Origin of the sequence: Kitasatospora sp. NPDC049258 (assembly GCF_040678895.1) — a bacterium.
GTDB lineage: Bacteria > Actinomycetota > Actinomycetes > Streptomycetales > Streptomycetaceae > Kitasatospora.
Window position 1 is genome coordinate 1 of sequence record NZ_JBFAQT010000004.1, and the last position, 14888, is coordinate 14888.

The following is a 14888-nucleotide window of genomic DNA, read 5'->3' on the forward strand; positions in this document are numbered from 1 at the left end:
GGCTCCCAGTAGACGACTGGGTTGATAGGCCGGATATGGAAGCCTCGTGAGGGGTGGAGTTGACCGGTACTAATAGGCCGAGGGCTTGTCCTCAGTTGCTCGCGTCCACTGTGTTGTTCTGAAACAACGACCCCAGCCGGGTTTGGTCACACGGTTGGTGCGGTTGACAGTTTCATAGTGTTTCGGTGGTCATAGCGTGAGGGAAACGCCCGGTTACATTCCGAACCCGGAAGCTAAGCCTCATAGCGCCGATGGTACTGCAGGGGGGACCCTGTGGGAGAGTAGGACGCCGCCGAACAATCTTTCAGAGAAGCCCCTCCGGGTCACCCGGAGGGGCTTTTCGCATTCCCGGCCGCATTCCCGGCCGGTTCCCGACGCATCCCCGGTCCGCTACCCGGCCCGCCGGCCGCTGACGAGGGCGAACACCGCGCCTTCCGGATCACCGAGCCGGGCCGACCGGCCGAATCCGGGGCTTTCCCGGGCGGCGGCGAGGAGAGTGGCACCGAGCCGGCAGGCCTGGTCGGTGCTGCGGTCCACGTCCTCGACCTCCAGGTAGGGCAGCCAGTGCGAGCCGATGCCGGCGGCGGCCTCCCGAGGGTGCAGCTGGCGGATGCCGCAGTGGGCGGGTGCCACCACGGTGTAGCGGCCGCCTTCGAACGGGATGTCCTCGTCCCGCCAGCCGAGGGCGGCCCGGTAGAAGGCCTTGGCCGCCGCCGGGTCGAGACTGAAGAGCTCCGTCCAGTACGGGCCGCCCGGCGCGCCGGGAGCGGGGGTGCCGCCTTGCAGGGCGAACCCCGCGCCGGTGGGGTCGGTGGCCGCCCAGGTCGGCCGGGGCGGTCGGGGCGGGCCGGGCCGCAGCGTGCCGCCCGCGGTGAGGACGCGGCGGGCGGCGGCCGGGAGGTCCCGGCACGGGAAGGCCGGCGTCCAGGCCGGTGCGGCGTCCCGCGCCGGGAGCGGGAGCACGGTGGCCACCGTCCGGCCGCCGTGCCGGAAGCGAGCCGGGTCGGCGGCGGTCGGCGGCGTGAACCTCCAGCCCAGCAGGGCCGCGTAGAAGGCGGCGGCGGCCTCGGTGTCGCGGGAGTGCAGCACGACGGCCGGTCCTGCGGCGGCCGGGCGGACGGCGGCGGTCATGAGGTGCTCCGGGCGGGGCTGGTGCGGGCGCTCTGTCTGCATCCTCGGTGCGGTGTCGTGGGCCCACAAACGGGGATGTCCACCCGGGGCACGGCTGTCGGCGCGGGGAGGTACGGTGCGTAGCGGACGGTCACCAGTAGCGAGAGGGGGCCCAGTGGCCACGCAGCAGCGTCGGGCGGCTGAGCCGGACAGTGTGCGGCCGGGCGCGAGGCCGGCCGGTCGGGCCCAGGACCGGCCGCTGTCCCAACCCCCTGCCCAGGCCCAACCCCCTTCCCAGGCCCAGCCTTCCGCCCAGGGCCAGCCCCAGCGCCAGCTCGCGCAGGTCGAAGGCGTGCTGGAGCGGATCACCTACGCCAATGAGGAGACCGGCTACACGGTGGCCAGGGTCGACACCGGGCGCGGGGCGAACGACCTGCTGACGGTGGTCGGTGCGCTGCTGGGGGCGCAGCCGGGGGAGTCCCTGCGGCTGTTCGGCCGTTGGGGTTCGCATCCGCAGTACGGCAAGCAGTTCACGGTGGAGAACTACACCACCGTCCTGCCGGCGACGGTGCAGGGGATCCAGCGGTACCTGGGGTCGGGGTTGATCAAGGGGATCGGGCCCCGGTTCGCCGAGCGGATCGTCACGCGGTTCGGGGTGGACACGCTCGACGTGATCGAGCAGGAGCCGGGCCGGCTGATCGAGGTGCCGGGGCTGGGGCCCAAGCGGACCAAGATGATCGCCGCGGCCTGGGAGGAGCAGAAGGCCATCAAGGAGGTGATGGTCTTCCTGCAGGGGGTCGGGGTGTCGACCTCCTTGGCGGTGCGGATCTACAAGAAGTACGGCGACAGCTCGATCGGCGTGGTGAAGAACGAGCCGTACCGGCTGGCGGCCGACGTCTGGGGCATCGGGTTCCTGACGGCGGACCGGATCGCCCAGGCGGTCGGGATCCCGCACGACAGCCCGGAGCGGGTGAAGGCGGGCCTGCAGTACGCGCTGTCGCAGAGCAGCGATCAGGGGCACTGCTACCTGCCCGAGGAGCGGCTTATCGCGGACGGGGTGAAGCTGCTGCAGGTGGACGTCGGGTTGGTGATCGACTGCCTGGCGGAGCTGGTGGCCGAGGAGGGTGTGGTCCGGGAGAGCGTGCCGGGGGCGGAGGGGCAGCCGATCACGGCGGTGTACCTGGTGCCGTTCCACCGGGCCGAGATCTCGCTGTCGAACCAGGTGCTGCGGCTGCTGCGGGCGGACGCGGACCGGATGCCGGGCTTCGCCGACGTCGACTGGGAGGCCGCGCTCGGCTGGCTGGCGAAGCGGACGGGGGCCGATCTGGCGCCCGAGCAGCGGGAGTCGGTGCGCCTCGCGCTGACCGAGAAGGTCGCGGTGCTGACCGGCGGCCCGGGCTGCGGCAAGTCGTTCACGGTGAAGTCGATCGTGACGCTGGCGCTGGCCAAGCGGGCCAAGGTGGTGCTGGCGGCGCCGACGGGTCGGGCGGCGAAGCGGCTGGCGGAGCTGACCGGGGTGGAGGCGTCTACGGTGCACCGGCTGCTGGAGCTGCGGCCGGGCGGGGACGCGGCGTACGACCGGGACCGCCCGCTGGACGCGGACCTGGTGGTGGTGGACGAGGCGTCGATGCTGGACCTGATCCTGGCGAACAAGCTGGTGAAGGCGGTGGCGCCGGGCGCGCACCTGCTGTTCGTGGGGGATGTGGACCAGTTGCCCTCGGTGGGGGCGGGCGAGGTGCTGCGGGACATGCTGGCGCCGGGCAGCCCGGTCCCTTCGGTGCGGCTGACGAGGATCTTCCGGCAGGCCCAGCAGTCCGGTGTGGTGACCAACGCGCACCGGATCAACGAGGGGCTGCCGCCGCTGACCGACGGGCTGTCGGACTTCTTCCTGTTCGTGGAGGATGACGCCGAGCGGGCGGCCGGCCTGACGGTGGACGTGGTGGCGCGGCGGATCCCGCAGAAGTTCGGGCTGGACCCGCGCCGGGACGTCCAGGTGCTGGCGCCGATGCACCGCGGGCCGGCCGGCGCGGGCAATCTGAACACCCTGTTGCAGGCGGCCGTGACACCGGCCCGCGAGGGACTGCCGGAGCGCCGGTTCGGCGGGCGGACGTTCCGGGTGGGGGACAAGGTCACCCAGATCCGGAACAACTACGAGAAGGGGCAGAACGGCGTCTTCAACGGCACGGTGGGGGTGGTGACCTCGCTGAGCGTGGACGATCAGCGACTGACGGTGCTCACCGACGAGGACGAGGAGGTGCCGTACGACTTCGACGAGCTGGACGAGCTGGCGCACGCGTACGCGGTGACCATCCACCGTTCGCAGGGCAGCGAGTACCCGGCGGTGGTGATTCCCGTCACTACGTCGGCCTGGACGATGCTGCAGCGGAACCTGCTCTACACGGCCGTGACGAGGGCGAAACGACTCGTTGTGCTCGTCGGGTCGCGGAAGGCGATCGGGCAGGCGGTACGGGCCGTCAGCGCAGGTCGGCGCCATTCGGCCCTGGACCACCGACTGGCAACTGGATGATTCTCCGACGGGCGGGTACGGTCGGGGGTTGTCTTGACGTGAAGAGATTTAGGGCGGAACCTGGTCAGGTGCCGATCTTGTCCGGTTCATACCGGCTGCGGCGACAGCTTTTGTAGGTCGGGCCCCTTTCCGGCCCACCCCGAGTGCGCAGCCATCCTCCGGATGGGGGATCGTAGAGACCGTCAGGGCACTCGGATGAGGATTCATTTCGTCGGTGAGGAAGACGTGAGCGACAAATCGGTAGTACTGCGGTACCAGGACGACGAGTTCGAGTACCCCGTCGTCGAGAGCACTGCGGGCAACGCCGGCTTCGACATCTCGAAGCTGCTCCCGCAGACCGGTCTGGTCACCCTGGACAACGGCTTCGGCAACACCGCGGCGTACAAGTCGGCGATCACCTTCGTCGACGGTGACAACGGCATCCTGCGCTACCGCGGCTACCCGATCGAGCAGCTCGCCGAGCGCGGCAACTTCGCGGAGACCGCGTACCTGCTGATCAACGGCGAGCTGCCGACCGCCGACCAGCTCGCGACCTTCTCCAACGAGGTCACCCAGCACACCCTGCTGCATGAGGACGTCAAGCGCTTCTACCAGGGCTTCCCCCGGGACGCGCACCCGATGGCGATGCTGTCCTCGGTGGTCGGCGCGCTCTCCACGTTCTACCCGGAGAGCCACAACCCGTTCGACGCGGCCCAGCGCCACCTGTCGACGGTCCGGCTGCTGGCGAAGCTGCCGACCATCGCGGCCTACGCCTACAAGAAGGCGATGGGCCAGCCCTTCGTCTACCCGCGCAACGACCTGAGCTACGTGGAGAACTTCCTCCGGATGACCTTCGCGGTCCCGGCCGAGGACTACGAGCTCAACCCGGTGATCGTGAACGCGCTGGACAAGCTGCTGATCCTGCACGCGGACCACGAGCAGAACTGCTCCACCTCCACGGTGCGCCTGGTCGGCTCCAGCCACGCCAACCTCTTCGCCTCGGTCTCGGCCGGCATCTCCGCCCTGTGGGGTCCGCTGCACGGCGGCGCCAACCAGGCCGTGCTGGAGATGCTGGACCAGATCAAGAAGGACGGCGGCGACGTCGACGCCTTCATCCGCAAGGTGAAGAACCGCGAGGACGGCGTGAAGCTCATGGGCTTCGGTCACCGCGTGTACAAGGCCTTCGACCCGCGGGCCGCGCTGGTCAAGGAGCTGGCGCACGAGGTCCTCGGCCAGCTCGGCAAGTCCGACGAGCTGCTGGACATCGCGCTCAAGCTGGAGGAGCACGCGCTCAGCGACGACTTCTTCGTCTCGCGCAAGCTCTACCCGAACGTGGACTTCTACACCGGCCTGATCTACCGCGCCATGGGCTTCCCGACCAGCATGTTCACCGTGCTGTTCGCGCTCGGCCGGCTGCCGGGCTGGATCGCCCACTGGCACGAGATGATCAACGACCCGGGCAGCCGGATCGGCCGTCCGCGGCAGATCTACACCGGCACCGCGATCCGCGACTACGTGCCGGTCGAGTCCCGCTGACCTCGGCCTGACCGACGCAAAGGGCCCGGCTGCACCTGGCAGCCGGGCCCTTTGCCGTACCCGGGCGGTCTCGCCGCCCGGTCCGCACGCCGTGCGCACGACGCCCGGGAGCCACCTCGCCCCGGAAACGGCCGCTCAAAGCGTCCCAGGTCTGGTTGCGCCCCGGCGTCGTGCGCCTTGGCCGCCGATCGACGGCCGTCCCGGGGCCCGCCGGAGCCCCGTCGGCGGCAGAGGCCGAGGGCGGAGACGTTGCCGTTCCTTCGTCGCCGCGCACCGAAAGCTGCCGCGCTGTACAAGGTAAGACGTAACAGGGGGCGCAAAGTTACGGGTAGGGGGTGTGAGTTGGCTCTCGCCACGCTCCGTGTGCGCCTCGCTCCACCCGCTGCGGACGCCTGGCTCCCACCCGCTGCGGCGCGGCCCCGGCGGCCCATATCACACCGAACGCCGGCCCGGCGGTGTCACCCTCCCCGCAGCCATGGCAACCCAGCGTGATAGGAATCGTCTCATTCCGGACGGACCGCCTCGCATGTGCGGCGAAGCGGTGGCTGGGCAGGGAGGGAGTTGCGCAGATGACCAGGAACGTCGTGGTGACCGGTGGTGGCACCGGGATCGGGTACGAGGTGGCGCGCAGGTTCGCCCAGGCCGGCGAACGGGTGGTGATCGTCGGCCGTCGGCGGGCGGTGCTGGAGCGGGCCGCGGCCGAGCTCGGCGCCGGTGTCACCCCGGTGGTCTGCGACCTGGCGGATCCGGACGCGGTGGAGGCGGTGCTGGCCTCGCTGCCGGACCGGATCGACGTCCTGGTGAACAACGCGGGCAGTCGGGAGACCGTGATCGGTGCCGGTCCGCACGCGGTCCTGGCGCGCTGGCGCGGCGACTTCGAGCGCAACGTGCTGACCGTGGTGATGCTCACCGAGTCGATCCGGGACCGGCTCACCCCGGGCTCCGGCCGGGTGGTCACGGTCAGCTCGATCGCCGCGCTGCGCGGAGCCGGCTCGTACGGGGCCGCGAAGGCCTCGCTGCACGCCTGGAACCACTTCCTGGCCGCCCAGCTCGGGCCCTCCGGCATCACCGCCAACATCGTGGCGCCCGGGACGGTCTCCGGTACCGAGTTCTTCGGGCCGCGGCTGGACGAGGCCGAGGTGTCCCGGCGCGCGGCGCGCACCCTGGTCGGCCGGATCGGCGAGTCCGGTGAGGTCGCCGCGGCGGTCTACTTCCTGGCCTCGCCGGACGCCGGGTTCATCACCGGCGAGATCCTGCACTGCAACGGCGGCGAGCTGCTCGGGCGGTGATCCGCCCGAGCAGCCGGCCCGCCGTCGTCAGGAGGCGCGGAACTTGCGCAGCCGCAGGCTGTTGCTGACCACGAAGACCGAGGAGAAGGCCATCGTGGCGCCGGCCACCACCGGGTTGAGCAGCCCGGCCGCGGCCAGCGGGACGGCGGCCACGTTGTAGGCGAAGGCCCAGAACAGGTTGCCCTTGATGGTGGCCAGGGTCCGGCGGGCCAGCCGGATCGCGTCCGCCGCCGCGCGCAGGTCGCCGCGGACCAGGGTCAGGTCGCCAGCCTCGATCGCCGCGTCCGTCCCGGTGCCCATGGCCAGGCCCAGGTCCGCCTGGGCCAGCGCGGCGGCGTCGTTGACGCCGTCGCCCACCATCGCCACCACGTGCCCCTCGGCCTGCAGCCGCCGGACGGCTGCCACCTTCTGCTCGGGCAGCACCTCGGCCAGCACGTCCTCGTCGGCGATGCCGACCTCGGCGGCCACCGATCGGGCCACCGCGCGGTTGTCGCCGGTGAGCAGCACCGGGCGCAGGCCCAGGGCGCGCAGCGCGGCGATCGCCTCGGCGCTGGTCGGCTTCACGGTGTCGGAGACCTCCAGGACGGCCCGGGCGGCGCCGTCCCAGCCGACCGCCACGGCGGTGCGCCCGGCCGCCTCGGCCCGGCGCCGGGCCTCGGCCAGGGCAGGCGGCAGGTGGTGCGCCCGGTCGGCCAGCAGGGCCTCCCGGCCGGCCAGCACGGTGTGCCCGTCCACCACGCCGAGGACACCGCGACCGGGCAGGTTCTCGAAGCCCTCGACCGGGGGCAGGGCGCCGAGGCGCTCGGCGGCGGCGGCCGCGACGGCGGCGGCGATCGGGTGCTCGGAGGCGTGCTCCAGCGCGCCCGCCAGGCGCAGTACCTCCCGCTCGGTGGTGCCCTCGGCGGTGTGCACCGCGACCAGGGACATCCGGCCGGTGGTCACCGTGCCGGTCTTGTCGAGGACGACGGTGTCCACCCGGCGGGTGCTCTCCAGCACCTCGGGACCCTTGATCAGGATGCCCAGCTGGGCGCCCCGGCCGGTGCCGACCATGAGTGCGGTCGGGGTGGCCAGGCCGAGGGCGCACGGGCAGGCGATGATCAGCACGGCCACGGCGGCGGTGAAGGCCGCGGTGGTGCCGGCGCCGGCCAGCAGTTGGCCGACCAGGGTGCCCAGGGCGATCAGGACGACCACCGGGACGAAGACGGCGGAGATCCGGTCGGCCAGCCGCTGGGCGGCGGCCTTGCCGTTCTGCGCCTCCTCGACCAGCTTCGCCATCCGGGCCAGCCGGGTGTCGGCGCCGACCCGGGTGGCCTCGACCACCAGCCGGCCGCCGGCGTTGACGGTGCCGCCGGTGACCGGATCGCCTGCGGTGACCTCGACCGGGACGGACTCGCCGGTGAGCATCGAGGCGTCCACCGCCGAGCCGCCCTCCAGCACGGTGCCGTCGGTGGCGATCTTCTCGCCGGGCCGGACCACGAAGCGCGCGCCGACGGTCAGCCGGTCGACCGGCAGCCGGACCTCGCGGCCGTCCTGGAGGACCGAGACCTCCTTGGCGCCCAGCTCCAGCAGCGCGTGCAGGGCGGCGCCGGCGCGGCGCTTGGAGCGGGCCTCCAGCCAGCGGCCGAGCAGGATCAGCACCGTGACGGCAGCGGCGGTCTCCAGGTAGAGGGTGCTCGCGGCGTCCTGGCCGCCGACCGCCAGGGTGAAGCCGTGCCGCATGCCCGGCATCCCGGCGTGGCCGAGGAACAGCGCCCAGACGGACCAGCCGAAGGCGGCCAGGGTGCCCAGTGAGACCAGGGTGTCCATGGTGGCCGCGCCGTGCCGGAGGTTGGTCCAGGCGGCGCGGTGGAAGGGCAGGCCGCCGTACCCGACGACCGGGCCGGTGAGGGCGAAGGCGAGCCACTGCCAGTTGTCGAACTGGAGCGCGGGGATCATGGAGAGCAGTACCACCGGGGCCGCGAGGACCGCGCTGACCCGCAGCCGGCGCAGCTGGGGGTCGCTCTCCGCGGCGGGCCGGCCGGGGGCGGTGGTCTCGGCGGCGGGCTCGGGGGGCGACGGGAGTTCGGCGGTGTAGCCGGTGCGTTCCACCGTGGCGATGAGGTCGGCCACGCTCACCCCGGGGCCGAAGTCGACCCGGGCCCGCTCGGTGGCGTAGTTGACCGTGGCCTCGACGCCGTCGATCCGGTTGAGCTTCTTCTCGATCCGGGCCGCGCAGGAGGCGCAGGTCATCCCGCCGATCGAGAGTTCGACCCGCTCGACGGCGGCGGGTGCTATGCCTTGGGTGGTGCTCATGGCTCGATCTGCTCCTCTTCGGAGAGCCGTTGCGGGGGTGGCGACGGTCGTTCGCCGCCCCCGCTCCCGGGCTCAGGCCGCCTGGCCGACCAGTGCGAAACCGGCCTCGTCCACGGCGGCCCGGAGCTGCTCCTCGGACAGCGGCGCCGAGGCCGACACGGTGACCGTCCCGGCCTTGGCGTCCGCCGCGACCTCGGTGACGCCGGGGAGTGCGGCGACCTCGGCGCTCACCGACTTCTCGCAGTGGCCGCAGCTCATGCCGGTGACGGTGTAGGTGATGGTGCTGGACACGGGGGACCTCCGGAGGTAGGGCGGCGCAGGCGGGTCGCCGCCGGTCTGTCTGCTCCAACACCATACCCCCCAGGGGTATTTCCCAGGAGTGGGGGCGGGTGTGGCCTGACTCGCAGCATGGCTGCTGATCGCCGCCCGGTCGTACCCGGATCGCGGGGATTCGCCCGTTCTGGTGGCCCCCGGGCGGCCCTGCCCGCGCGGCGCGAGGGGCCAATTCCTCGGATATGTTCGAAATGTGTCCTGGAACAGCCGGAGCCGCTCGGCCCTGCCCAGGGCCGGCGGGGTGCCGCCGGCCCGCCGGCGCAGCGCCCTGCTCGCCGCCGACCTGCAGGACCTCTCGTTCCGGCGCAGGGCCGCACCGGCCCTGCTGGCCATCCTGGTGGTCTCGCTGGCCGACTACCTGTCCGGCAAGGACCGCTACCTGGCCCCGCTGATGGTGGTCGTGCCGTCGATCGCGTGCCTGACGCTGCGGCCGCTGGAGCTGCTGCTGGTGTGCGCGCTGGGCCTGGTCTCGCTGGTCTGGCTGAGCTACTACGACCAGGTGGCCGATCTCAGCGACGGCCGGTTCCTGCTCGGCGCGATGGTGAGCTACGTGGCGATGACCGCGATCAGCGCCTGGATCGCGCGGCTGCGGATGCGCCGGGCCGCCGCCTTCGCCGCCGTCAGCTCGGTCGCCGAGGCGGCCCAGCGGGCCCTGCTGCGCCAGCCGGGACCGAGCGTCGGGCCGCTGCAGCTGGCCGTCCGGTACGTCTCCGCGGCCGACGCCGCCCGGATCGGCGGCGACCTCTACTCGGTGCTGGACACGCCGAATGGCACCCGGGTGCTGGTCGGCGACGTACGCGGCAAGGGGCTGGGCGCGGTGCAGACGGCGGCGGTGGTGCTGGGCGCGTTCCGGGAGGCCGCGTACGACGAGCGGGAACTGCGGAAGGTCGCCGCGCGGATCGAGGCCAGCGTGGAGCGGCACGTGCCGGACGGCGAGTTCACCACCGCGCTGTTCGCCGAGTTCGCCGACCCGGGCCGGGTCGAGCTGCTGCACTTCGGCCATGTGCCGCCGATCCAGGTCAGCCGGGAGGGCCGGGTGACGGTGCTGGAGGCCGCGGACCCCTGGGTGCCGCTGGGGCTGGGCTCGCTGGCGGTCGGCGAGCCGGCCGTCATGCGGGTGCCGTTCGGCGCGGACGACGTCCTGGTGCTCTGCACCGACGGGGTGGTGGAGGCCAGGCACCGGCGCACCGGCGAGTTCTACCCGCTGGCGGACCGGGTCGGCGCGCTGGTGGGCGGGGCCGCCCGGTCGCCCGCGGAGCTGGAGTCGGCGGTCGGGCGGGTGTACGCGGACCTGCTGGTGCACACCGGCGGGGAGCTGGGGGACGACGCGCTGCTGATGCTGATCAGCCGCAGCGACCAGGACCGCTCCTCGGCCGGGCGCGGCGGCTGACCCCGGCCGGCCCCGGCCGACCCCGGCTCAGCCGGCGGCGGCCGCCTCGGCCAGCGCGCGCAGGATCAGCCCGGTGGAGGTGGCCCCCGGGTCCTGGTGGCCGACGCTGCGCGGGCCCAGGTAGGAGGCCCGGCCCTTGCGGGCCTGCAGCGGCACGGTGTCGCGGGCGCCCTGCTCGGCGGCGCGGGCGGCGGCCTCGGCGGCCGCCGGCAGCCCCTGGCCGGCCGCCGCCCGGAAGGCCTCGGCGGCCGGGGCCAGCGCGTCCACCATGGTCTTGTCGCCGACCTGCGCGCCGCCCAGCCGCTGCACCGAGGCCAGCGCTGCGGCCAGCGCCTCGGCCAGCTCGGCGGCGGTCGCCGGGGCAGCGGGCAGGGCGGCGCCCAGGGCCCGCAGCGCGCTGCCGTAGAGCGGGCCGCTGGCCCCGCCGACCCGGGAGATCAGGGTGCTGCCGGCCGCCCGCAGCAGCTCGCCGGGGCCGCCGGCGGGTGGTGCGGCCAGCAGCGGGGCCAGCGCGGTGAAGCCGCGGCGCAGGTTGCTGCCGTGGTCGCCGTCGCCGATCGCCGAGTCCAGCGCGGTCAGCTCCGGCGCGTGCCGGTCGACCGCCGCGGCGGCGGCACGCAGCCAGGCTGCCGCGAGGGCGGTGTCCAGGGTGTCCATGGGCGCTCCGGATCAGGACCGGTGGAGCGCGGGGGTCGCCACCGGGGCGTCCCAGAGCTCCAGCAGGTGGTCGTCGGCCTTGGTGAGGGTGAGGGAGAAGCCGGCCATGTCCAGGCTGGTGACGTAGTTGCCGACCAGGTTGCGGGCGATCCGGACGCCGCGCTCGGCGAGCCGGGCGTGCACCTCGCCGAACACCAGGTAGAGCTCCAGCAGCGGGGTCGCCCCCAGGCCGTTGACCAGCGCGATCACCTGGTCGCCCGGGTCGAGGTGGTGGTCGGCGAGGATGGTGTCCACCACCTCCGCGACCAGCTCGCGGGCGGGGCGCAGCGGGGCGCGGCGGCGGCCCGGTTCGCCGTGGATGCCGACGCCGACCTCGATCCGGTCCTCCGGCAGGTCGAACCCGGGGTGCCCGACGCCCGGCACGGTGGCGGCGGTGAGGGCGATCGCGAAGGAACGGGAGGCGGCGGCGACCCGCTCGGCGACGGCGGCGACCTCCGGCAGCGCTGCCCCGAGCTCGGCCAGCGCACCGGCGATCTTCTCCACCGCGACGGTGGCGCCGGTGCCGCGGCGCCCGGCCGTCCAGGTGGAGTCCTGGACGGCGACGTCGTCCGCCACCAGGACGGTGCGGACCTCGATGCCCTCCTCGGCGGCGAGCTCGGCGGCGAGCCGGAAGTTCAGCACGTCGCCGGTGTAGTTCTTCACCACCAGCAGGACGCCCCTGCCCTGCTGCACGGCCCGGGCCGCCGCGAGCACCTGGTCGGGCACCGGGGAGGTGAAGATCTCGCCCGGGCAGGCCGCGTCGAGCATGCCGGGGCCGACGAAGCCGGCGTGCAGCGGCTCGTGCCCGGAACCGCCGCCGGAGACCAGGGCGACCTTGGGCCTGACCGGCCGGGTGGTTCGGGCGACCACCCGGGCGGCCAGGTCCACGGCCAGCTCGGGGTGGGCGGCGGCGAACCCGGCGAGCGCGTCCGGCAGGACGGTCCCCGGGTCGTTGATCAGCTTCTTCACGGCGCTGGCTCCCCTCGGCGGATCCTTCGACCGACGTTACGCCCGGGGTGCCCGGCGACCGCCCGCAACGACACGCCGCGGGCACGAACCACCGTGCCGGCGGGGCCGGTTAGGCTCGGCCCGTGGACGGTCGGGTCGGCGTGGTACTGGTCTCGCACAGCGCCGCGCTGGCGGCGGGCCTGGGCGAGCTGCTGGCGCGGCTGGGCGGTGCGGCGGTGACGGTGGTGCCGGCGGCGGGCACGGCCGAGGGCGGGCTCGGCACCAGCTACGAGCTGATCGCCCGGGCGGTGCGGGCCGCGGACGGCGGGGCCGGCGTGGTCCTGCTGGCCGATCTCGGCAGCTCGGTGCTGACCGCGCGCACCGTACTGGCGGACCACCCGGACGAGGACCTGGTGCTGGCGGACGCGCCGCTGGTGGAGGGCGCGGTGGCCGCGGTGGTGACGGCCTCGACCGGTGCCGCGCTGGCCGAGGTGGTGGCGGCCGCCGAGCAGGCCAGGGGCTTTCGGAAGTTCTGAGCCGCCCGCTACTTGGCGTCGGCGTAGCGCTCCACCACGGCGGTGCTCAGCGGGAAGCGGACCGGGGTGTCGCCGAACACCAGGAGGCGGGCCTCCTCGCCCGCCGCGGCGACGGCCTCCGCCACCTGGTCGGCCAGGTCGAGCGGGGTGTGCACCATCACCTCGTCGTGCTGGAAGAACACCAGGTGCGGGCGGTCCCGGCCGTGGGCGAGCACGGCCAGCCGGCGGCGCAGCGAGGCGAGCAGGGCGAGCGCCCAGTCGGCGCCGCTGGCCTGGATCACGAAGTTGCGGGTGAACCGGCCCCGGGCCCGGGCGGAGCGCCCGCCGGTGTCGCCCGCGCTCTCCGGGGCCTCGGTCAGGTCGAGCCAGTCGGCGGAGGGCGGCGGGCAGGCCCGGCCGAGCCGGGAGTGCACCACGCCGCCGTCCTCGCCCGTGCGGGCGGCGGCCTCGACGTAGCCCATCGCGGCGGGGTAGCGGCGCCGCAGGGTGGCCAGCAGCGGGCCGATGTCGCCGCTGGTCTGGCCGTACATGGCGCCGAGCAGGCCGAGCTTGGCCTTCTCCCGGTCGCCCTGGAAGGCGGTGGCGGCGAGTGCCTGGTACAGGTCGCCGCCGGCGGCGCTGCGGGCCAGGCCCGCGTCCTCGGAGAGGGCGGCCAGCACCCGGGGCTCCAGCTGGGCCGCGTCCGCGACCACCAGGGCCCAGCCCGGGTCGGCGACCACCGCGCCGCGCAGCACCCGGGGGATCTGCAGCGCCCCGCCGCCACGGCTGGCCCAGCGCCCGGAGACCACGCCGCCGACCACGTACTCGGGGCGGAACCGCCCGCCCCTGGCCCAGGTGTCCTGCCAGGCCCAGCCGTGGGCGGCGTGCAGCCGGGAGAGCTCCTTGTAGCGGATCATCAGCTCGGCCGCGGGGTGGTCGACCGAGCGCAGCTCCCAGCTGCGGGTGGAGCCGAGCTGGATGCCGCGGTCGGCGAAGGCCCGCAGCACCTGGCCGTGCGAGTCGGGGTTGAACGGGCGGCCGCCGAGCGACTGCTGCAGCTCGACCGAGAGCTCGGCCAGCCGCTTGGGCTGGGTGCCGGGGATGGCCGGGCGGGGGCCGAGCAGCTCGGTGAGCAACTGGTCGTGGACGTCGGTGCGCCAGGGCAGGCCGTCGTGGGCCATCTCGGCGGCCAGCAGCGCGCCGGCCGATTCGGCCGCCACCAGCAGGCGGAACCGGGAGCGGGCGGCCGGATCGGCGACGGCCCCGAGCCGGCGCTGCTGCTCGGCGTGCACGGCCACCACGGCCGCGAGCGGGTCGGTGCCCGGCGGGAGCTGGAGGCGGTCCGGGGCGAACAGGCTGTCCTGGTCGTCGACGCCGGCTTCGGGCAGGTCGGCGGGGACGGGCAGGCCCTTCAGCCTGGCCCAGGCGGCGCCGAGCGAGCGCGGCGCGCCCCAGCGGCCCTCGTGGCCCAGCAGCAGCGCCTCGACCAGCCGCAGGTCGTGGCAGCGGCCGAGGCGGAGCGGGAGCAGCGGCGCGTACCCGCTGTCGGCGGCGGCCCAGACCCAGCGCGGCTGCCCGGCCTCCTCGGCGGCGGCGACCGCGGCGGCCAGGCGCGGGTGGTGGACCGGCGGGCCGAGCGGGGTGCCGGATTCGTCCAGCGGCTGGAGGCGTCCGCCGGCCCCGTGCTGGTCGGGCACGAGGGCGAAGCGTGGTGCGGTCGGCGCTGCCATCGGCGGTGCCTCCTCTCCTGGGTCGGCCGCGGGTGCGGATCCGCGGTGCGGGTCCGACGGTAGCGGGTGGGTCGGACAGTCAGCGGCAGGCCGCGGCCGGGCCGGTGAGCAGCGCGTCGAGAGCGAGGTCGAAGCGGGCCTGGTGGTCGGCCGGGGTGCCGAGTCCGCCGGCCACGGCGGCGGCCAGGGTGGGGAGCCCGGCCCGGCCGAGGGCGGCGGCGGTCTCCTCGACCGTCCGCAGGGCGTCCGGGGTGCCGACCGGCCGGGTGGCGACCAGCGGGATCACCCCGGGACGGCGCAGCGGCTCGGCCCGGAAGGCGACCGCGAAGCCGCGCAGCAGGGCGGGCCAGGCGTCGGCCGGGCCCTCGGTCGGGTCGTCGGCCGGGCCCTCGGTCGGGCCCTCGGTCGGCGAGCCGACGAGGGCCGGGCGGACCGCGGCGACCACCAGCTCGACCAGGCCGTCCAGCAGCGCGCCCTTGGTGGGGACGTAGTGGTACAGCGTCATCGCCTCGACGCCGAGCGCCGCGCCGGGCCGGGCCGGCG

General features: G+C 74.3%; 12 protein-coding genes and 1 rRNA gene. 6 read left to right on the top strand and 7 right to left on the bottom strand.

What is annotated here, in order from left to right; all coding sequences use genetic code 11:
* Window positions 1-181: 181 nt before the first annotated feature.
* Window positions 182-298, top strand: a 5S ribosomal RNA gene (rrf, locus tag AB0K43_RS04815).
* A gap of 92 nt (window positions 299-390) precedes the next feature.
* On the opposite strand, the gene AB0K43_RS04820 is transcribed toward rrf, so the two are convergent.
* The gene (locus AB0K43_RS04820; RefSeq protein ID WP_363635803.1) at window positions 391-1131 is read right to left on the bottom strand and encodes a VOC family protein; all 741 of its coding nucleotides are present in this window, start codon (window positions 1129-1131) and stop codon (window positions 391-393) included.
* Window positions 1132-1462: 331 nt separating this feature from the next.
* Here AB0K43_RS04820 and AB0K43_RS04825 point away from each other — a divergent pair, with 331 nt between their 5' ends.
* The 3 genes from AB0K43_RS04825 to AB0K43_RS04835 all read left to right on the top strand — a co-directional run bounded on the left by AB0K43_RS04825 (window position 1463) and on the right by AB0K43_RS04835 (window position 6441).
* Window positions 1463-3637, top strand: coding sequence for an ATP-dependent RecD-like DNA helicase (locus tag AB0K43_RS04825; protein ID WP_363635805.1), 2175 nt, complete (start codon window positions 1463-1465; stop codon window positions 3635-3637).
* 225 nt (window positions 3638-3862) lie between these two features.
* Window positions 3863-5152, top strand: coding sequence for a citrate synthase (locus AB0K43_RS04830; RefSeq protein ID WP_363635807.1), 1290 nt, complete (start codon window positions 3863-3865; stop codon window positions 5150-5152).
* Window positions 5153-5721: 569 nt separating this feature from the next.
* The gene (locus tag AB0K43_RS04835) at window positions 5722-6441 is read left to right on the top strand and encodes an SDR family oxidoreductase (protein ID WP_363635809.1); all 720 of its coding nucleotides are present in this window, start codon (window positions 5722-5724) and stop codon (window positions 6439-6441) included.
* 27 nt (window positions 6442-6468) lie between these two features.
* Here the strand turns inward: AB0K43_RS04835 and AB0K43_RS04840 are convergent, their stop codons facing one another.
* The gene (locus AB0K43_RS04840; protein WP_363635811.1) at window positions 6469-8733 is read right to left on the bottom strand and encodes a heavy metal translocating P-type ATPase; all 2265 of its coding nucleotides are present in this window, start codon (window positions 8731-8733) and stop codon (window positions 6469-6471) included.
* Window positions 8734-8805: 72 nt separating this feature from the next.
* Window positions 8806-8991, bottom strand: coding sequence for a cation transporter (locus AB0K43_RS04845; RefSeq protein ID WP_363636259.1), 186 nt, complete (start codon window positions 8989-8991; stop codon window positions 8806-8808).
* A 268-nt stretch (window positions 8992-9259) separates the two neighbouring features.
* Here AB0K43_RS04845 and AB0K43_RS04850 point away from each other — a divergent pair, with 268 nt between their 5' ends.
* On the top strand, window positions 9260-10456 hold the full coding sequence (locus AB0K43_RS04850) for a PP2C family protein-serine/threonine phosphatase (RefSeq protein WP_363635813.1): 1197 nt from the start codon (window positions 9260-9262) through the stop codon (window positions 10454-10456).
* A 27-nt stretch (window positions 10457-10483) separates the two neighbouring features.
* Here AB0K43_RS04850 and dhaL read toward each other — a convergent pair whose 3' ends face one another.
* Entirely contained in the window at window positions 10484-11113 is a 630-nt protein-coding gene (gene dhaL, locus AB0K43_RS04855; protein ID WP_363635815.1) for a dihydroxyacetone kinase subunit DhaL, read from the bottom strand.
* 12 nt (window positions 11114-11125) lie between these two features.
* The gene (dhaK, locus tag AB0K43_RS04860) at window positions 11126-12121 is read right to left on the bottom strand and encodes a dihydroxyacetone kinase subunit DhaK (protein WP_363635817.1); all 996 of its coding nucleotides are present in this window, start codon (window positions 12119-12121) and stop codon (window positions 11126-11128) included.
* Window positions 12122-12243: 122 nt separating this feature from the next.
* Here dhaK and dhaM point away from each other — a divergent pair, with 122 nt between their 5' ends.
* Window positions 12244-12636: a dihydroxyacetone kinase phosphoryl donor subunit DhaM gene (gene dhaM / locus AB0K43_RS04865; RefSeq protein ID WP_363635819.1), complete on the top strand. Its 393-nt coding sequence runs from the start codon at window positions 12244-12246 to the stop codon at window positions 12634-12636.
* Window positions 12637-12644: 8 nt separating this feature from the next.
* Here the strand turns inward: dhaM and AB0K43_RS04870 are convergent, their stop codons facing one another.
* Entirely contained in the window at window positions 12645-14345 is a 1701-nt protein-coding gene (locus tag AB0K43_RS04870; RefSeq protein WP_363635821.1) for a bifunctional 3'-5' exonuclease/DNA polymerase, read from the bottom strand.
* A gap of 79 nt (window positions 14346-14424) precedes the next feature.
* Window positions 14425-14850: a hypothetical protein gene (locus tag AB0K43_RS04875; RefSeq protein ID WP_363635823.1), complete on the bottom strand. Its 426-nt coding sequence runs from the start codon at window positions 14848-14850 to the stop codon at window positions 14425-14427.
* Window positions 14851-14888: the final 38 nt, after the last annotated feature.